The organism is Cetobacterium sp. ZOR0034, from assembly GCF_000799075.1.
GTDB lineage: Bacteria > Fusobacteriota > Fusobacteriia > Fusobacteriales > Fusobacteriaceae > Cetobacterium_A.
In genome coordinates, this window is record NZ_JTLI01000015.1 from 1 (window position 1) to 19,995 (window position 19,995).

Annotated in this window: 18 protein-coding genes; 17 read left to right on the plus strand and 1 reads right to left on the minus strand. The window is 31.2% G+C overall.

Translation table 11 applies throughout. The annotated features are described in order from the left end of the window. Positions 1-297: 297 nt before the first annotated feature. The gene (locus L992_RS04715) at positions 298-1,509 is read right to left on the minus strand and encodes a NupC/NupG family nucleoside CNT transporter (protein WP_047383800.1); all 1,212 of its coding nucleotides are present in this window, start codon (positions 1,507-1,509) and stop codon (positions 298-300) included. A gap of 496 nt (positions 1,510-2,005) precedes the next feature. On the opposite strand from L992_RS04715, the gene yaaA reads away from it, so the two are divergent. From yaaA to L992_RS04800, 17 genes are all read left to right on the plus strand, one after another. Next, entirely contained in the window at positions 2,006-2,212 is a 207-nt protein-coding gene (gene yaaA, locus L992_RS04720) for a S4 domain-containing protein YaaA (protein WP_023050778.1), read from the plus strand. Between the two features lie 30 nt (positions 2,213-2,242). Further along, on the plus strand, positions 2,243-3,343 hold the full coding sequence (locus L992_RS04725) for a DNA replication/repair protein RecF (RefSeq protein ID WP_047394662.1): 1,101 nt from the start codon (positions 2,243-2,245) through the stop codon (positions 3,341-3,343). Continuing rightward, a complete protein-coding gene (locus L992_RS04730) occupies positions 3,321-3,872 on the plus strand; it encodes a DUF721 domain-containing protein (RefSeq protein ID WP_052191793.1) in 552 nt (183 codons plus the stop codon). The genes L992_RS04725 and L992_RS04730 overlap by 23 nt, the downstream gene beginning before the upstream one ends. Beyond that, positions 3,859-5,769 carry a DNA topoisomerase (ATP-hydrolyzing) subunit B gene (gene gyrB, locus L992_RS04735; protein WP_047383797.1) on the plus strand — a complete coding sequence of 637 codons (1,911 nt, stop codon included), beginning with the start codon at positions 3,859-3,861 and terminating at the stop codon, positions 5,767-5,769. The genes L992_RS04730 and gyrB overlap by 14 nt, the downstream gene beginning before the upstream one ends. 46 nt (positions 5,770-5,815) lie before the next feature. After that, on the plus strand, positions 5,816-8,275 hold the full coding sequence (gyrA, locus tag L992_RS04740) for a DNA gyrase subunit A (protein WP_047394664.1): 2,460 nt from the start codon (positions 5,816-5,818) through the stop codon (positions 8,273-8,275). A 23-nt stretch (positions 8,276-8,298) separates the two neighbouring features. After that, positions 8,299-9,072: a hypothetical protein gene (locus L992_RS04745; protein ID WP_047383794.1), complete on the plus strand. Its 774-nt coding sequence runs from the start codon at positions 8,299-8,301 to the stop codon at positions 9,070-9,072. Positions 9,073-9,077: 5 nt separating this feature from the next. Next, positions 9,078-9,539 (plus strand): metallophosphoesterase, encoded by a 462-nt coding sequence (locus tag L992_RS04750; protein WP_047394667.1) that lies wholly within the window; start codon positions 9,078-9,080, stop codon positions 9,537-9,539. Positions 9,540-9,565: 26 nt separating this feature from the next. Continuing rightward, the gene (gene pheS / locus L992_RS04755) at positions 9,566-10,582 is read left to right on the plus strand and encodes a phenylalanine--tRNA ligase subunit alpha (protein WP_047383790.1); all 1,017 of its coding nucleotides are present in this window, start codon (positions 9,566-9,568) and stop codon (positions 10,580-10,582) included. 16 nt (positions 10,583-10,598) lie between these two features. Further along, positions 10,599-12,992, plus strand: a complete 2,394-nt coding sequence (gene pheT / locus L992_RS04760) for a phenylalanine--tRNA ligase subunit beta (RefSeq protein ID WP_047383788.1) — start codon at positions 10,599-10,601, stop codon at positions 12,990-12,992. Between the two features lie 29 nt (positions 12,993-13,021). Next, positions 13,022-14,230 carry an L-serine ammonia-lyase gene (locus tag L992_RS04765; protein ID WP_047394670.1) on the plus strand — a complete coding sequence of 403 codons (1,209 nt, stop codon included), beginning with the start codon at positions 13,022-13,024 and terminating at the stop codon, positions 14,228-14,230. A 70-nt stretch (positions 14,231-14,300) separates the two neighbouring features. After that, positions 14,301-14,867: an aminoacyl-tRNA hydrolase gene (gene pth, locus L992_RS04770; RefSeq protein WP_047384556.1), complete on the plus strand. Its 567-nt coding sequence runs from the start codon at positions 14,301-14,303 to the stop codon at positions 14,865-14,867. A 104-nt stretch (positions 14,868-14,971) separates the two neighbouring features. Further along, complete coding sequence (gene rsxC, locus L992_RS04775; RefSeq protein WP_047384558.1) at positions 14,972-16,282, plus strand: electron transport complex subunit RsxC; 1,311 nt, start codon at positions 14,972-14,974, stop codon at positions 16,280-16,282. A 10-nt stretch (positions 16,283-16,292) separates the two neighbouring features. Beyond that, entirely contained in the window at positions 16,293-17,225 is a 933-nt protein-coding gene (locus L992_RS04780) for an RnfABCDGE type electron transport complex subunit D (protein ID WP_047384560.1), read from the plus strand. After that, positions 17,225-17,764: an RnfABCDGE type electron transport complex subunit G gene (locus tag L992_RS04785; protein ID WP_047384562.1), complete on the plus strand. Its 540-nt coding sequence runs from the start codon at positions 17,225-17,227 to the stop codon at positions 17,762-17,764. Before L992_RS04780 ends, L992_RS04785 begins: the two co-directional genes overlap by 1 nt. Then, positions 17,764-18,372 (plus strand): RnfABCDGE type electron transport complex subunit E, encoded by a 609-nt coding sequence (locus tag L992_RS04790; protein WP_047384563.1) that lies wholly within the window; start codon positions 17,764-17,766, stop codon positions 18,370-18,372. The genes L992_RS04785 and L992_RS04790 overlap by 1 nt, the downstream gene beginning before the upstream one ends. Positions 18,373-18,375: 3 nt before the next feature. After that, a complete protein-coding gene (rsxA, locus tag L992_RS04795) occupies positions 18,376-18,960 on the plus strand; it encodes an electron transport complex subunit RsxA (RefSeq protein WP_047384564.1) in 585 nt (194 codons plus the stop codon). Positions 18,961-18,975: 15 nt separating this feature from the next. After that, positions 18,976-19,971, plus strand: coding sequence for an RnfABCDGE type electron transport complex subunit B (locus tag L992_RS04800; RefSeq protein WP_047384566.1), 996 nt, complete (start codon positions 18,976-18,978; stop codon positions 19,969-19,971). Positions 19,972-19,995 lie beyond the last annotated feature (24 nt).

Consider the following 19,995-nt stretch of genomic DNA (forward strand, 5'->3'; position numbering starts at 1 on the left):
CAGGAACTGTTCTAGTTTTCATACCAGCTTCAGTAGCATATTGAATTTTTTCCATAGTAAAGCTTCCAACTGGTATGAGATACGTCAGTATAGCAGCAACTATAACTACAAAAAAGATGATTACATAGGTATCAGGTATTCTGATTTTTTTCTTCATTGTTTCCTCCTAGTTTAATTATTTTTGTTTGTACGAGTATATTATATAAAGAGGTAAAAAACAATAGTAAAATTTATAGAATATAAAAAATATATAATAAAAAAAAGACAGAAAAACTGTCTTTTTTAGAAAAATAAATTTTAGAAAAATACTCCAGCAATAACTCCGTTTAAAAGTGAAGCTAAGAAACCACCTAAAACAGCTCTCATACCAACTTGAGCAATTTCACTTCTTCTATTAGGAGCAATAGCACCTAAAGCACCTATTTGTAGTCCTAAAGACGCTACGTTAGCGAATCCAAGAAGAGCAAAACTCATAATAGCAATTGTCTTTTCAGAAAGACCTGATAAATTTTGAGTGAAATCTACATAAGCAACGAATTCATTAAGTACCATTTTTTGTCCTAATAAACTTCCTGTGTAAACAGCTTCATTCCATGGAATTCCCATAGCGTAAGTTATAGGTGCGAATATGTAACCTAAAATAATCTGTAGAGTTATTTTGATTCCAAAAATATCACCAATGCCACCTAAAATCATATTAACTAGTGAAACTAAAGCGATGAAAGATATTAAAATAGCTCCGATTATAAGAGCGATATTCATACCATCAATTGTTCCTTTAGCAGCAGCTTCGATTACGTTGACAGAATCACTTTTTGTAAACTCAATTTTTTCTTCTTCCGAATCAGCTTGAGTTTCAGGCATAATTAATTTAGCAAAAACTAATCCACTTGGTGCAGCCATGAAAGATCCTGCAATAAGATACTTCATAGGAACTCCAAGGGCCGCATAAGCAGCAAGAGTTGAACCTGATACAGATGCAACACCACAAGTCAATACAGCGAAAAGTTGAGATCTACTTAAATTTGCGATGTAAGGTTTAATTACTAATGGAGCTTCTGTTTGACCTAAGAAAATATTAGCAGCAGCAGATACAGATTCAGCGTCTTTAGTTCCTAATAGCTTAGAAATTCCTCCACCAATATATTTAATAACTAATTGCATAATTCCAAGGTGATATAAAACAGAAATTAAAGCACCAAAGAAAATAATAAGTGGTAAAACATTAAAAGCGAAAACGAAAGCGATGTTACTTCCTGGACCATAAAGGCCACCAAAAACGAATTGTATTCCCTCGTTGGCTTGTGCAATTATTTTGTTGAATCCATTTGAAACAGACTCAAGAACGTAAGCTCCACCTGAAGTTTTCATAACAATAAAAGCAAAAACAAATTGAAGTGCAAATCCAGCTACGATAGTTCTCCATTTGATATTTTTTCTATCATAAGATAGAAGATAACCTAAAAATAAAATTGCAAAAATCCCGAATATACTTCTCAGTATAGACACATTACCAGCTCCTCTATAACTATATTATTATTTTGATATTACTATCAAAAATTACTTTATCCTTTTAATTATATTCTAAAATATATAATATACATAGGACAAGTTGCCTAGTAAAAAAAAATAATGTATATATACAAAAATAAAAACATAAAAACATATAATTATAAATTTATAAATATAACAAAAAAAACTTAAATAATACTAAAAGTTTAGAAAATAACACAAAAAATAAAAATGTACACTTTTTAAAAGTGTTCAAATAAAAAGATTTTATGAATGTAAAATAATAAAAAATCAATATTTTTTTTAAAAAATAAGAATTGAAAACATACTTAATGTATGTATATTGAAATAAATAAAAAAATAAAAGAAAAATAAAAGAAAAGTGTATTTTATAAGGGGGAATCTCCCTATGAAAGCCCATAAATATTATAGAAATAAAGTTAGTTTTATGGTAAAATATATAATAGACTAAAAATATTTTAGGAGGGTTAAAATGCAAGAAATAAAAATTTCTACTGAGTTTATAAAATTAGATCAGTTTCTTAAATTTACTGGTGAAATTGGAACTGGTGGACAAGCAAAAGAGCTTATTTTAGATGGTCAAGTAAAAGTAAATGGCGAAGTGGAAGAAAGACGTGGAAAAAAACTATATCCAGGAGATAAGGTTGAATTTTTAGGATTGGTATTTGTTGTAGCTTAATTTTATTATAATTTTGAGGTGACATTAATATTGGAAATTCTTGAGATGAATTATATAAATTTTAGAAATCTTGAAGATAGAAACATACAATTTTCTCCAAGATTTAATCTTTTCTTTGGAAAAAACGGTCAGGGAAAAACAAGTATTCTTGAAGCTATCTATTTTAGTGCTACAGGAAAAAGTTTTAGAACCTCAAAAAACATTGAATTAATCAAATATAATAGAGATAAGATGGGAAGTTATATTTCCTATAGAGATTTAATTTCTGAAAAAACATTAAGCGTGAAGCTTGATAGAAAAAATAAAGAATATAAATACAATGGAAAAAAAACATCTTTTGATGAATTTTATGGGAAAGTAAATGTAGTAACATTTATTCCAGAAGATATTGAATTAATTGTAGGAAGTCCAAGTTTTAGAAGATCATTTTTTGATGCTGAAATAGCTCAAAGTAATTATGAATATTTTCAAAATTTGAGAGATTTTAATAAAATCTTGAAAATACGAAATAAATATTTGAAAGAAAAAAAAGTTAAAGATGAAATTTTTTCAATATACGAGGATGAATTTATAAAATTAGCAGCTAAGATTGTTTTGAAAAGAATAGAATATGTAAAAAATATATCAATAATATTAAATTTAAATTATCGAAAACTTTTTGATAATAAAAAAGAGTTAAGTTTAAAATATGAAAGCTTTATTGGCGAATTTAAGGGATTAAATCTCTCGAAAATAGAGGAAAAAATAAGAGAGAAAATAGGAACGTTTAAATCACAAGAAATTAAATATGGATACTCTTTAGTTGGACCACAAAGAGATGATTTTAAGTTTATTTTAAATACAAAAGAAGCAAAATCATATTCTTCCCAAGGAGAAAAAAAATCAATAATTTTTGCTTTGAAGTTATCTGAAATAGATATGGTTATAAAAGAAAAAAGAGAAACACCTATTTTTCTAATTGATGATATATCATCTTATTTTGACTCTATAAGAAAAGATAGTATTATAAACTATCTAAAAAAAAGAGAATTACAAGTTTTCATTAGCTCAACAACAGATTTAAATATAGAATCTAAAAACTTTAGGATTGATAAAGGAGAGATTCAAGATGGACATTATGAATGTGAGTGAGGCTGTAGAAGAAGCTATTATTAAAAGTAGAAAGTTAAAAGAGGGAATAATAAGAGGTCATTGGCGAGAAATTGTTGATAAACTTTCTGATAAAAGTGAGCCGCTTTGGATAAAAGATGGAGTGTTGTATGTACTTGTTGAAGATAGTGTGTACCTTCACCATATGTCTATGAACAAAAATAAATATTTGAGAAAAGTTCAGGATATTTTAAAAAAAGATTATGTTAAAGATATAAGATTTAAGATTTCAAAAATTCAGAATTTAGATTATTCTGATTATATGAGCAACGAGATTGAAGCAAATAGAAATGTCGAGTTTATTTCTGAACTAAGAGATTTAACTTTAGAAGAAAAAATAGATGTTTTAAAAAGAAAATCAAAAGAAAGAGAGCTGGCATTAGTATCGAAGGGATATAAAAAATGTGATATTTGCGGAATGATGTTTTTAGGAGATGAGGAAATTTGTAAGCCTTGCTCCTTAAAGGATGTCGTAGATAAGCTATTGGAGGATAAAGATGACAACGAATAATTATCAAGCAGAAAATATTACAGTTTTGGAAGGATTGGAAGCTGTAAGAAAAAGACCTGGTATGTATATCGGAACTACTTCAGAAAGAGGACTACATCATCTAGTTTGGGAGATTGTGGATAACTCGGTGGATGAGGCGTTAGCTGGATTCGCAACAAAAATTGAAGTTTCAATATTACCAGATAATATAATAGAAGTAACGGATAATGGAAGAGGAATTCCAGTAGATATCCATCCAAAGTATGGAAAGTCAGCATTAGAGATAGTATTAACGGTTCTTCATGCTGGAGGAAAGTTTGAAAATAATAACTATAAGGTTTCTGGAGGGCTTCATGGAGTTGGAGTTTCGGTAGTTAACGCTCTTTCTGAATGGACTGAAGTAACTGTAAGAAAAGCTGGAAAAGTATATTATCAAAAATATAATAGAGGAGTACCAGAAAAAGATGTTGCAGAAATTGGTGTTGCAGAAGATAGTGGAACAACTGTAAGATTTAAAGCTGATTATGAAATTTTTGAAACTTTAGTTTATAGTTTCTCAACTTTAGAAACAAGATTAAGAGAGTTAGCTTATTTAAATAGAGGATTAAATATAGTTTTATCTGATTTAAGAAAAGAAACTCCAAAAACAGTAAATTTAGAGTTCGAAGGTGGAATTTTAGATTATATAAAAGAGATTGAGAAAGATAGTACAGCAATAATAAAAACACCATTCTATATGAGTGGAGAAGTTGATAATGTTTCTGTAGAGATTGCAATGACTTATAATACAAATCAAAGAGAAACAATATACTCATTTGTTAACAATATAAATACTCATGAGGGTGGAACTCATGTAAGTGGATTTAGAACAGCTTTAACAAGAGTGATAAATGATTTAGGAAAAAGTACAGGGCTAATCAAAGATAAGGATGGGAAACTTCAAGGATCGGATATTAGAGAAGGTTTAACAGCGATAGTATCTGTAAAAGTACCTCAACCTCAATTTGAAGGACAAACAAAAACAAAGCTAGGTAATAGTGAAGTAACTGGTATTGTTTCAACTGTTGCAGGTGCTCAAATAAAGATGTATTTAGAAGATGCACCAAATGATTTAAAAGTTATAATTGATAAAATTTTAAATTCAAAGAGAGCTAGAGAGGCAGCACAAAGAGCTAGAGAGTTAGTTCTTAGAAAATCAGCACTTGATATAGGATCTTTACCTGGAAAATTAGCAGATTGTTCGTCTAAAAACTCTGAAGAATGTGAAGTTTATATAGTTGAGGGAGATTCAGCAGGTGGATCAGCAAAGCAAGGAAGAGATAGAGGATTCCAAGCAATTTTACCTCTAAGAGGAAAAATTATAAACGTTGAGAAATCAGGATTACATAAGGCTTTAGAAAATGCTGAAATCAGAGCTATGGCAACAGCGTTTGGAACAGGAATTGGAGATAATTTTAATATCGAGAAATTAAGATATGGAAAAATAATAATAATGACCGATGCCGATGTCGATGGAGCTCATATAAGAACTTTAATTTTAACGTTCTTCTATAGATATATGGTAGAGTTAATCCATAATGGAAATATTTATATAGCTCAACCACCATTATATAAAGTAACTCAAGGTAGAACAGTATCATATGCATATAGTGATAGACAGCTTAAAGAGATGGTAGCTGGTCTTGAGGGTGACGATAAAAGATATAATCTTCAAAGATATAAAGGTCTAGGAGAGATGAATCCTGAGCAACTTTGGGAAACAACTATGGATCCAGATACAAGAACTCTATTAAAGGTTACGATAGATGATGCAAGAGAAGCAGATATACTATTTGACAAATTGATGGGAGATAGAGTTGAACCGAGAAAAGAGTTTATTGAAGAACACGCAGAGTTCGTAAAAAATCTGGATATATAAATGTATATAAACAGTAATAAAAAGAATGTTCTAGGAGGAAAAGATAATGTCTAATGTGAATAATAGATATATAGAGGAAGAGTTGAAACAATCCTATCTAGATTACTCTATGAGTGTAATAGTTAGTAGAGCCTTACCAGATGTAAGAGATGGATTAAAACCAGTACATAGAAGAATTTTATTTGCTATGAATGAAATGGGAATGACAAGCGATAAACCATACAAAAAATCAGCAAGAATCGTAGGGGAAGTTTTAGGTAAGTATCATCCACACGGAGATTCGGCAGTATATAATACTATGGTTAGAATGGCTCAAGATTTCGCATATAGATATGAACTTGTTGATGGACACGGAAACTTCGGTTCTATCGATGGAGATTCAGCAGCAGCGATGAGATATACGGAAGCTAGAATGTCTAAAATCAGTAATGAGATTTTAGAGGATATCGACAAAGATACAATTGACTTTAGAAAAAACTTCGATGACTCATTAGATGAGCCGATTGTACTACCTGCAAAATTACCAAATCTTCTGCTAAATGGAGCTACAGGAATTGCAGTAGGAATGGCTACAAATATACCGCCTCATAACTTAGGAGAGGTTGTAGATGGAGTTTTAGCATTAATCGAAAATAGAGATATAACTCCAGTTGAATTAATGCAATATATAAAAGGACCGGATTTTCCTACGGGTGGAATTATAGATGGTGAAGCTGGAATATATGATGCATATACAACAGGAAGAGGAAGAGTTAGAGTTAGAGGAAAAGTTGAGATAGAGGAAACTAAAACTGGTAGACAGAGTATTATCATAAAAGAGATTCCTTATCAATTAAATAAATCTTCTTTAATTGAAAAAATAGCAAACTTAGTAAAAGAGAAAAAAGTTGTAGGAATATCAGATTTAAGAGATGAATCGGATAGAGATGGTATTAGAGTTGTAATTGAACTAAAAAAAGGAGAAGAGCCTGAATTAGTTTTAAATTCATTATACAAATACACAGAACTTCAAACAACATTTGGAATAATTATGCTAGCTTTAGTTAATAACGTTCCAAGAGTTTTAAACTTAAGAGAAGTTTTAAATGAGTATTTAAAACATAGATTTGAAGTAGTAACAAGAAGAACTAAGTTTAATTTAACAAAAGCTGAAAAAAGAGCTCATTTATTAAAAGGATTTATTATAGCCCTTGAAAATATAGATAGAGTTATTGAGATTATTAGAGGATCATTAGATGCAAACGAAGCTAGAGTTTCTTTAATTGATAAATATGGTTTCAGTGAAGAGCAATCGAAAGCTATATTAGATATGAGATTACAAAGATTAACTGGTCTTGAAAGAGGAAAGATAGATAAAGAACATGAAGAATTAAAATCTTTAATAATTGAATTAAGTGGTATTTTAGCAGATGAGGTAAAAGTTTATGAGATTATCAAAGAAGAGTTAATCGAAATAAAAGATAAATATGATGATGCTAGAAGAACAACTATCGAAAAAGAAAGAATGGAAATCAGACCTGAAGATTTAATAAAGGATGATAGCGTTTTAGTTACAGTAACAAATAGAGGTTATGTAAAGAGAATGGAATTAGATAAATACAAAGCCCAAAAAAGAGGTGGAAAAGGAGTTTCTACTCAAAATACCATCGAAGATGACTTTGTTGAAAGAATGGAAGTAATGTCTAACTTAGATACTATGATGATATTTACTGATAAAGGAAGAGTGTTCCACTTAAAAGTATATCAAATACCAGAATCTTCAAAGCAAGCTAGAGGAAGATTAATTGGAAATTTAATCAAACTAAAAGAAGATGAAAAAGTTAGAGAGATAATAAAAATAAGAGAATTTAGTCAAGATAAAGAGTTGGTATTCGTAACAAGAGATGGAATGGTTAAGAAAACTACCTTAAGTGAATATAAAAATATTAACACTGCTGGACTAAAAGCCATAAAATTAAGAGATGGAGATGACATAATCTTCGTTGGAATTATGCCAGTGGAATCAAAAGAGCAAGTATTCTTGGCTACAAAAGCAGGACACTCAATAAGATTCTCGAAAGATGATGTAAGAGTAACTGGTAGAGATACGAGTGGAGTAAAAGGAATATCTCTTAAAAAAGATGATAAAGTAATATCGGCGCTGTTAATAGATGATGCGGCGAATGAAACTATATTAACAATAACAGAAAATGGATATGGAAAGAGAACTAGAGTTGATGAATATCCTCTACAATCAAGAAGTGGAAAAGGTGTTATAAATATAAGATGTAGTGATAAAACTGGAGATGTTGTAGCAGTAAAACCTGTTAAAGAAGAAGAGGAGTTAATGGTTATAACATCATCAGGAGTAGTAATAAGAACTCCTGTTAACCAAGTATCAATAATCGGAAGAGCAACTCAAGGTGTAAAAATTATGAGAGTAAATGAAGCACAATCTGAGAAAGTTGTATCAATTGCAAGTTTCAAAGAGGAAGAATCAGAAACAGAAGAGGCAACTCAAGAGTAATTTAAACTAAAGGAGGAGTTATTATGAAAAAAGTTTTAGTTGTATTTAGTGAAGGATCAAAGAAAAATATTTTAATTGATAGTGCGATATTTTTTAAAGAGAGATTTGGATACAAAATAGTACCTTTATATATCAAAGATGTAAGAAGAGACGAAATACTTCCAGCAACTATGGATGGAATGATAGTAAACTTAAGTAATAACTCCTTCACTCAAGAAAGAGATGCATTAGAAGAACAAGAAGTAAAAAAACTTCAAGAGAGATTAAGTTTAAAAGGGATTAAAGAACCTTTAAATTTAGAATTTGGTTTTCCTTGGGATATAATAAAAGAGTATATGAAATCTGCTGATTTATTAATGTTTGAAAAAGGAGAAACTTTGTCAGAATCTGCCATAACAGTTTTAAAGAATCATTTTAAACCAATCATAATGGTTGGAGAAAAAGGGATCAAAGCACTAGAAAAAGTTGGAATTTCAACAGATGACGGTGTGAAAATAAATAAAAGTGTATTTTCATTTATAAATATTTTTCCTGAAATAAATAGTTTTTTGATGTTAACTCTTCTTTATAAAATTGAAGAGAATACTTTATTAAAATATTTAGAAGAAAAAGGAAAAAAGGTGGAATGGAAAAATTTTGATGGTGAAGTAGCCAAAGAGAAATATTTAGAGGAAATTAATGAATTAGATTTATTAGTTATGGGAAATCTTAGTGTCAGTTATTTTTTTGAGAAGATAACAGGCCGAAAAGGGTTAAGTATTATGGAAAAATCACAAGTGTCAATATTTATAGGATAAGATATATGAAAATATTAATAATAACAGATTCTCATGGCAACATGGGTAAAATTTATGATATAATAACACAGGAAAATCCTACTATAGTAATATGGAGCGGAGATCATAGTTGGGATGGAGAGGAGTGTTCTTTTGCATTTCCAGAGATAAAGTTTCATATAGTTAGAGGTAATTGTGATATTTTTGATAGAAAATTTAATGATAATGAAATTATAGATGTGGAAGGTGTAAAGATTTTTATAACACATGGTCATCTTTACAATGTGAAACAAAATTTGACTACATTAGAAGCGATAGCTGAAAAATATAAAGTAGATGCTGTTTGTTTTGGTCACACTCATATTCCTTATTTAAATATAAAAAATGGGATAGCATATTTTAATCCAGGAGCTTTAAAGGATAATAGATATGGAGTGTTATTGATTGAAAATAAAGAGTTGACTTTTAATTATAAAGATATAAAATAATAAAGCCTTGTTTTAGGAGGAAACAGATGAAGAATAAGCTGAATGCTTTAAAGGATGAAGCTAGTTTAAACATCCAAAAAGCAGCAACACTACAAGAAATTGATGAGATTAGAGTTAAGTATTTAGGAAAAAAAGGTGAGTTCACAGAAATTTCTAAATCAATGAGAGATTTATCGCCAGAAGAAAGACCAGCATTTGGTCAAATGGTTAACGAAGTAAAAACTTTCATAACTACTTTAATCGAAGAAAAAATGAATGAAATTAGTAAAGAAGTAAAAAGAGAGCAGTTAAAGTTAGAAACTTTAGATATTTCGCTTCCAGGAAGAGAGGTTTCTACAGGAGGATTACATCCAATAACTGAAACTATGAATTTCTTAAAAAATATATTTGTGGAGATGGGGTTTGATGTTGCAGAAGGACCAGAAGTAGAGTTTACATCTTATAACTTCGATGCGTTAAATATTCCTGAAACGCACCCATCAAGAGATTTACAAGATACATTCTATATGAGTGAAAATGTTGTTTTAAGAACGCATACATCACCAGTACAAGCAAGATATATGGAAAAAAATCAACCTCCATTTAGAATGGTTTGTCCAGGAAAAGTTTATAGAAATGATTATGATATATCTCATACTCCAATGTTCCACCAAATGGAAGGATTAATGGTTGGACCAGAGGTATCTTTTGCTAACTTAAAAGCTATGCTAGAGCAATTTGTTACAAGAGTATTTGGAGAAACAAAAGTTAGATTTAGACCACACTTCTTCCCATTTACAGAACCTAGTGCTGAAATGGATGTACAATGTGTAATCTGTAAAGGTGAAGGTTGTAGACTTTGTAAACACAGTGGATGGCTAGAAATTATGGGATGCGGTATGGTAGACCCAGCAGTTTTAGCAGCTGTAGGATATGACCCAGAAGAAGTATCAGGATTTGCATTTGGAATGGGAATAGAAAGAATTACAATGCTGAGATATGGTATTGATGATTTAAGAGCATTCTTTGAAAATGATGTAAGATTCCTAAAGCAATTTAAATAAAAGGTGGAGGCATATAATGTTAATTTCGTTGGATTGGTTGAAGCAATATGTCGATATAAAAGAGGACATAAAAGAGTTAGAAAACACTTTGACAATGATAGGTCAAGAGGTTGAAGCTATAGATGAGCAAGGTAAAGATTTAGCAAAGGTTGTTATAGGACAGGTAACAGAGTATGGAAGACATCCTGAAGCTGAAAAGTTAACTTTATTAAAAGTTAATGTTGGTGCTGAAGAGGAACTTCAAATAGTTTGTGGAGCACCTAACCATAAATTAGGAGATAAAGTTGTAGTAGCAACTATTGGAGCGGTTTTACCGGGAGATTTTAAAATCAAAAAAAGTAAAATAAGAGGTATAGAATCTCAAGGGATGTTATGTTCTGAGGTCGAGTTAGGTCTTGGAAATGATGGAGATGGAATAATTATACTTCCTGAAGATGCACCTTTAGGTGTAGAATATAGAGCTTACAAAAAATTGAATGATGTAATATTTGAATTAGAAATTACACCAAATAGACCAGATTGTTTATCATACATAGGGATAGCTAGAGAGATTGCAGCTTACTATGGAAGAAAAATAAAGTGGCCTGAGTTTGAATCAAAAAGTATAATTGAAAGTATTAACACAGGACATATAGATGTAAGAATCGAAGATAAAGAAAGATGTAAGAGATTCACAGGAAAAGTTATAAAAAACATAAAAGTTGGAGAATCACCAGAGTGGTTAAAAAATAGATTATTATCTATGGGATTAAAGCCAATCAACAATGTTGTAGATGCTACTAACTATATACTATTTGAGTGTAATCAACCTTTACATGCTTATGATTTAACAAAAATTGCAGACAGAAAAATTATTGTTAGAAAAGCTTCTGAAGGAGAAAAAATAGTAACTTTAGATGGTATTGAAAGAGAGCTTAATAAGGGCGAGCTTGTTATTGCAGATATTGAAAAACCTTTAGGAATAGCTGGAATAATGGGTGGAGAATCAAGTAAAGTTAGTGAAGAAACGACAGAAATATTCTTAGAATGTGCATACTTCACACCTGAAAATATAAGAAGAACATCAAAAGATTTAACACTATCAAGTGATTCATCTTATAGATTTGAAAGAGGATTAGATATTGAAAATAATCTTGAGGTTTTAGAGAGAGCAGCTGACTTGATTTCTCAGTTAACAGGTGGAGAGATTTTAGAAGGAAGCATTGATAAATATATTGAAAAATATGAAAAAATAGAAATTCCTTTAAATATGGATAAGTTAAGAAAATTCATGGGAAAAGATATAGAAATAGATATTGTTGGAAAAATTCTAACGAATTTAGGTATAAATATAAAAACTTTAAATTCAACAACAATTTTAGCTACTCCTCCGTCATATAGAGGGGACTTAACAAGAACAGCAGACTTATATGAAGAGATTATAAGAATGTATGGTTTTGATAACATAGAAAATAAAATGCCAGAAGAAAATATAAGACCTGGTATAAAAGATTCTATGACAGTTGTTGTAGACGAGACAAAAGAGATTTTAGCTAAGTTAGGATTACAAGAAGTGATAAATTATAGCTTTATTTCAAGAGATGCTATCAAAATGTTAGGGATAACAGAGCCAACTTTAGAGATAACAAATCCAATAAGTGATGATATGGCAGTTATGAGACCAACTTTAGTTTATAGCTTATTAGCAAACATAAGAGATAATTTAAATAGAAATCAAAATGGATTAAGATTCTTTGAAGTATCAAGAGTATTTACACCAAAAGAAGATGGATTAGCAAATGAAACATTAAGAGCATCTATTGCTTTAGCTGGAAAAACATCTAAATCTTTATGGGATCCAAAACCAGAAGCTATGGATTTCTATACTCTAAAAGGATTTGTTGAAAAATTCTTAGAGTATATGGGTGTAAATAGATATCAATTAGAAAGATCAGAAGATAAAAACTTCCATCCAGGAAGAAGTGCAGATATAAAGATAGGAAAAATAAAAATAGGAACTTTTGGAGAAATTCATCCAGAAATTGCAGAGAATATGGATATCAAGAGAGAGAAAGCATATGTTGCAGAGTTGGATTTAACGACATTATTAAACTATAGAGCTAAAAAAGTTAAATATGAGAGAATTGTTAAATATCCAGAAGTTACAAGAGATATTGCAGTTGTTTTAGATAGAGATGTACTTGTAGGGAAGATGTTAGAAGACATTAAAAAGTCATCAAATCTAATAGAAAGTGTTGCTATATTTGACGTTTACCAAGGAGATAAAATAGAAGCTGATAAAAAATCAGTAGCTATTAGCATCGTTCTTAGAAAGAAAGATGGAACCCTTGAGGAAAACGATATCAATATAACTGTTGATAAGATTTTAAAGTTAATAGCTAAAAACTATAATGGAGAGATTAGACAGTAAAATTTTTAATTAAAAGTTCAGGAGGAAAAATGGATTCACTAAGAGAATTATTTAAGGTTGGAAATGGACCATCAAGCTCTCACACAATGGGGCCAGAGAGAGCAGCAAAAAGATTTAAGGCAGAAAACCCGGATGCAGCAAGTTTTAAAGTAGAGTTATACGGATCACTTGCATTAACAGGAAAAGGGCATTTAACAGATTACATAGTTATTGAAACGTTAAAGCCTAAATCTACAGAAATTGTATGGATGCCAGAGTATGTTCATCCGTATCACACTAACGGAATGAAGTTTATAGCTTTAGATAAAGAAGGAAACGAATTAAAGTCTTGGTTAGTATTCTCAGTTGGTGGAGGAACTATCATGGAAGAAGGACAACAAAGACAGGGTGGATCAAAGGTTTATTCATTTGGAACAATGGCAGAAATTATGCTATGGTGTGAAAAAAATAAAAAAGAGTTATGGGAATTTGTTACAGAAAGTGAAGGGGAGTCAATTTGGTATTTCTTAGATCAAATTAGAACTGCTTTAGAAGCTTCTGTACAATCAGGTCTTTCAAAAAATGGTGTTTTACCAGGAACAATTAGATTACAAAGAAGAGCACAATCGTTCTACAGAAAAGCAAGAAACGACAAGTCTAGAAATGGATTTGTTGGAAGAATATTCGCTTATACACTAGCTGTATCTGAAGAAAACGGAGGAGGAGGTAGAGTTGTTACTGCCCCTACTTGTGGAGCTGCAGGTGTAATTCCAGGATTAATGTACGCATTAAAAGAGGAGTATAACTTATCAAATGAAGAGGTACTAAAAGGTCTTGCAATCGCAGGATTAATTGGTAACATAATAAAGGAAAATGCTACTATATCAGGAGCAGAGGGTGGATGTCAAGCAGAGGTTGGATCAGCTTGTGCAATGGCAGCAGCAATGGCTTGTTTCATATTAGGTGGATCATTAGAGCAAATCGAATATGCGGCAGAAATGGCATTAGAGCACCACTTAGGATTAACATGCGATCCAGTTGGAGGATATGTTCAAATACCTTGTATTGAGAGAAACGCAGCAGCGGCAGTAAGAGCTTTAGATTCAGCTCAATATGCTATGTATACTGATGGAAAGCACAGCATTACATTTGACCAAGTTGTAAAAACAATGGGAGAAACAGGAAAAGACTTGAAAGATGAGTACAAGGAGACTTCATTAGGAGGACTTGCAAAGTACCAATTTGATGGGAATTGCTAATAAAACCTTTGAAAGAGAGAATCTTAGATTCTCTCTTTCTTTATAGCTATAAAAATATTTAGGAGGAAAAATGAAGCTAATAGTAGGACTTGGAAATCCAGGAAGAGAGTATGAAAGAACAAGACACAATGTTGGATTTGATATACTTGACGAATTTGCAGATAAAAAGGGATTTAATCAATTTAAAGAAAAATTTCAGGGATTAATAACAGAAAAAACAATAGATGGAGAAAAAGTTATTCTTTTAAAACCTCAAACATATATGAATTTAAGTGGAAATTCAGTAGTTCAGGTTGTGAAATTTTATAAGATAGATCCAGCTACAGAGTTAGTGGTAGTATATGATGATATGGATTTACCATTAGGTAAAACAAGAGTTAAAGTAAATGGGAGTGCTGGAGGACATAATGGTATAAAATCTATTATATCTCATTTAGGGCAAGATTTTATTAGAGTTAAATGTGGTATTGGAAAAGCAAAAAATAAAGATGAAAATATAAATTTTGTATTGGGTAGATTCACAAAAGAGGAATCTGAGCTTGTAGATCCAATGTTTAATTCAGTAAAAAATTTATTGGACGATGTTATAAATGACACTCAAATAGATAAAATTATGCAGAAATATAACAAAAAGTAACACAAAAAAGCAAAAAAATAGATCAAAAAAGTTGTTAAATATAAATAAATATGTTATTCTAACAATGGAATATAGTTTTTTACTACAAAGGAGGGAATATTTTTATGAAATTCTTCGGATTCAAAGGCGGAGTACATCCACCTGAAAATAAGATCCAAACTGAAAATGCAGCCATAGAATTATTGGCAGCACCAAAAATGGTTTTCATACCACTTCTTCAACATATAGGGGTTCCTTTAGTTCCTTCAGTGGAAATAGGAGAAAAAGTTTTAAAAGGACAAAAAATTGCGGATTCAGAAGCTTTTTTATCTGTGCCAGTTCATTCAAGTGTAAGTGGAATAGTAAAAAAAATTGAAAATCTCCCATTTCCATTAATGGGGAATGTACAAACAATTGTAATTGAAAATGATGAACAGGATGAATGGATTGATTTAGAAAAAAATTCAAACTGGGAAAAAATGAGTAAGGATGAACTTCTGAAAATAATTAGAGCTAAAGGGATAGTAGGACTTGGAGGAGCAGCATTTCCAACTCATATAAAGCTAAACCCTCCGGCAGATGTAAAGATAGATTATTTATTATTAAATGGAGCAGAATGTGAGCCATACTTAAACTCAGATAATAGAGTTATGATTGAAGAGCCTTCAAAAGTAATAGAAGGTATAAAAATAATGAAGTACATTTTAAATGTAGATAATGCTGTTATTGGAATTGAAGATAACAAATCAGAAGCTATAGATATTATGAGAAAAGCTGCAGAAGGGACAAATATAGAAGTTATGCCTTTAAAAACTATGTATCCACAAGGTGGAGAAAAGTCTCTTATAAAAGCAATACTTAATAAAGAAGTTCCATCTGGAAAGTTGCCATCAGCAGTAGGTGTAGTGGTTAATAATACAACAACAGCAGCCGCAATTTATGATGCGATAGTGAATGGATTGCCTTTAGTAGATAAAGTAGTAACAGTAACAGGAAAAGCTGTAAAAGACCCTAAGAATTTAAAAGCAGCTATCGGAACACCAATATCTCTTCTTTTAGAGAGATGTGGTTATGATGAAAGTGAAGTAGAAAAAATAGTTATGGGTGGACCTATGATGGGAATGGCTCAATTGACACTTGAGGTACCGGTAATAAAGGGAACTTCAGGGTTATTAGCCTTAACAAAAAAGGAAACAAACTACTGCAAACCAAAAGCATGTATAGGTTGTGGAAAATGCGTAGATGCCTGTCCAATGTCTTTAGAACCGATAATGTATGCTAGATTAGCTGAATTTTCACAATGGGAAGAGTTAGCAAAATATCACTTAATGGACTGTATAGAGTGTGGTTCATGTGCATATATTTGTCCTGCAAATAGGCCATTAACAGAAGCTATAAAAATTGGAAAAGCTAAACTTAGATCGATGAAAAAGTAGGAGGAAAAAAGTGGCAAAAATTTTAAAGATGGGGCCATCGCCTCATATCAGAACTAAAGAAACTGTAGATGATGTAATGTATGATGTGATAATTGCATTACTTCCAGCACTTTTAGCAGCGAGCTATTTTTTTGGAATTAGAGCGATAGTAGTAACAGCAGTATCTATTTTATCATGTATGATAACAGAATTCATTTGTCAGAAATTGATGAAGCAAGATGTTCAGATTTTTGATGGAAGTGCAATTATAACAGGAATTTTATATGCTTTTGTTATACCACCTTATATGTCGTTGGCATATGTAATTGTAGGAGCTGTAGTTTCTATTATATTAGGAAAAATGGTGTTCGGTGGATTAGGACACAACATATTTAACCCAGCATTAGTTGGAAGAGCATTTGTTCAAGCGTCTTGGCCAGTTGCAATAACAACATTTATGTACGATGATATGGGTGGAGCAACCCTATTAGATACAATGAAGAGAGGTCTAGGATCAGATGTAGCATTAATTGATAAAGGAAACTTATATTTAAATACTTTCGTAGGGAAAATGGGTGGATGTTTAGGAGAAACTTCTGCATTAGCATTACTTTTAGGTGGATTATATTTAATTTACAAAAAGCAAATTGACTGGAAAGTACCGACGATTATGATAGGAACAGTATTTATAGCAGCTTTGATAGCTGGAGCAGATCCATTCTTACATGTATTCTCAGGTGGACTATTTTTAGGAGCGTTCTTTATGGCAACAGATATGGTAACTTCTCCTCACACTCCAAAAGGAAAAGCTATATTTGCTTTAGGAATTGGAATTTTAGTATCTTTAATTAGATTTAAAGGTGGATATCCAGAAGGAGTAGCATATTCGATATTAATAATGAATGGGTTCGTACCGCTTATAAATAGATATATAAGCCCTAAAAAATTTGGGGAGGTAAAATAATGGAGAAAAATAGATTTATTCACTATGGACTAGTTTTGACATTGATTGCCTCAATATCTGCTGGAATCTTATCACTTGTAAACGGAGTAACTCAAAAAGTTATAAAAGAAAATGAAAGAGCAGCGGTAAATGCAGCTAGAATTTTAGTTTTACCAAAAGCAATATCTTTTGATGAAGAAGCTATAGTAAAAGTTGATGGTTTAGATTTTATTCCAGGAAATGGAGATAATGGAAAACCTGTAGGTTATGTTGTAACTGTTTCGGAACCTGGATATGCAGCTAATATAGACTTTGTATTAGGAATAGATAGAAGAGGAAGAGTTACAGGATTAAATATAATAGGTAGCCAAGAAACACCAGGATTAGGATCAAAAATTCTAGATTTAGAATGGCAAAAGAAAGCTATAGGAAAAGATGCTTCATATGAATTCAATAAATCGGCAGATGGATTTGCAGGGGCAACAATCTCTCCAAATGCTGTTTATACAGGAATTAAAAGAGCTCTAAATAGCTTTAATAGTGGGGTGAACAAAAGATAATGGCAAAATCAAATAAAGAGATATTATTAAATGGAATAATAAAAGAAAATCCAGTTTTTGTTTTATTATTAGGATTGTGTCCAACATTAGGAGTTACATCATCTTCAATAAATGGAATGGCAATGGGATTAGCAACTATGGCGGTTATTGTATTTTCGAATATGCTAATATCTATGATGAAAAGTTTTATACCGGATAAAGTTAGAATACCTGCTTTCATAATGGTTATAGCTTCATTAGTTACAATAGTTGAAATGGTTATGAAAGCTTATCTTCCAGATTTATACAAGGTGCTTGGTTTATTTATACCACTTATTGTTGTAAACTGTATAGTGCTTGGAAGAGCGGAAAGTTTCGCTTCAAAAAACAGTGTATTCAAATCACTTTTAGATGGAGTTGGAGCAGGTTTAGGATTTACTTTAGCATTAACTGTGTTAGGAACTATAAGAGAGATTTTAGGAAATGGAACTGCATTTGGAATTCCAGTGACACCAGCAGGATTTACTCCAGCTTTAATCTTCATATTAGCACCAGGGGCATTTATAACAATTGGGTTTATAATTGCCACTCAAAATTATTTTAAAGCTAGAAAAAGCGGGGTGAAATAAGAAATGGATTTTGCAAAAATATTTAGTTTAATTATAACAGCAATTTTTATTCAAAATATAATATTTGCTAAATTTTTAGGAATTTGTCCATTTATGGGAGTTTCTAAGAAAGTGGAAGCATCAATCGGAATGGGAATGGCAGTAACATTCGTTATGTCATTAGCTTCGGGTGTAACTTGGACAATTTATAACTATCTATTAGTTCCTTTAAATTTAGAATATTTACAAACAATAGCTTTTATTTTGATAATAGCGTCATTAGTACAATTTGTTGAGATGGCAATTCAAAAAACATCACCAAATTTATACAAGGCATTGGGTGTATTTTTACCTTTAATAACAACAAATTGTGCTGTGTTAGGAATAGCTATTTTAAACATTCAACAAGGATATAATTTTATAGAATCTGTTATAAACGGAGCAGCTGTAGCTATAGGATTTACATTAGCTTTAGTACTGTTAGCGGGAATAAGAGAAAGAATAGAGTATGCAGCTATTCCAGGTCCATTTAAAGGAGTTCCAATTGCATTTATATCAGCAGGACTTTTGGCAATGGCATTTATGGGATTCAGCGGAATGCAAATATAATTTGGAGGTAGGTTGATGGAATCAATATTATTTCCTGTTTTATCTTTAGGAGGAACAGGACTAGCAATGGGACTATTTTTAGCCTATGCTTCTAAAAAATTTGAAGTGAAGGTTGATGAAAAAGTAGAGGCGATTCAAGGGATATTACCTGGAATAAACTGTGGTGCATGTGGATACCCAGGGTGTTCTGGATATGCAGAAGCAATAGCATTAAATGGAGCTGAGATGACAGCTTGTTCACCAGGAGGACCAGCAGTTGCATCAGAGATTGCGAAAGTTATGGGAGCAACGGTAGATTTATCAGGCCCTAAAATGGTAGCTAAATTACTATGTCAAGGTGATTGTACAAAGACAACAAAGACATATGAGTTTCAAGGTAAATTAACAACTTGTGAAGCTATAAATCTATATGCAGGTGGAGATAAATCATGTAAGTTTGGATGTTTAGGATATGGAGATTGTTCTAAAGTTTGTCCAGTTAATGCAATAACAGTTACTGAAAAAGGAATAGTTAATATCGATGAAGAGAAGTGTGTATCTTGTAAAAAATGTGTAAGCACTTGTCCAAAAAGATTGATAGAGATGCTACCAATGAACAAAAGAGTTACTGTAAATTGTTTATCAAGAGATAAGGGTGTTGTAGCGAGAAAAGCATGTACAGCAGCATGTATAGCATGTGGTCTTTGTCAAAAAGCTTGTCCAGTAGATGCAATAGAGATTAAAAATAATGTTGCAAAGATTAATCCTGAGAAATGTGTTGAATGTGGATTATGTGCAGTTAAATGTCCAACAAAAGCAATCAATAGTGAAGTGAAAGAGATAAAAAAAGCTGAAATAATTGAAGAGAAATGTATAGGATGTACAGCTTGCTCTAGAGTTTGCCCAATGAAATGTATTGAAGGAGAAGTGAAGCAGAAGCATAAAATTGATCAATCTAAATGTATAGGTTGTCAACTTTGTTATGATAAATGTAAATTCTCTGCTATAAAGATAAATATTCAAAATAAATAAAAAAGATGAGGAAATCCTCATCTT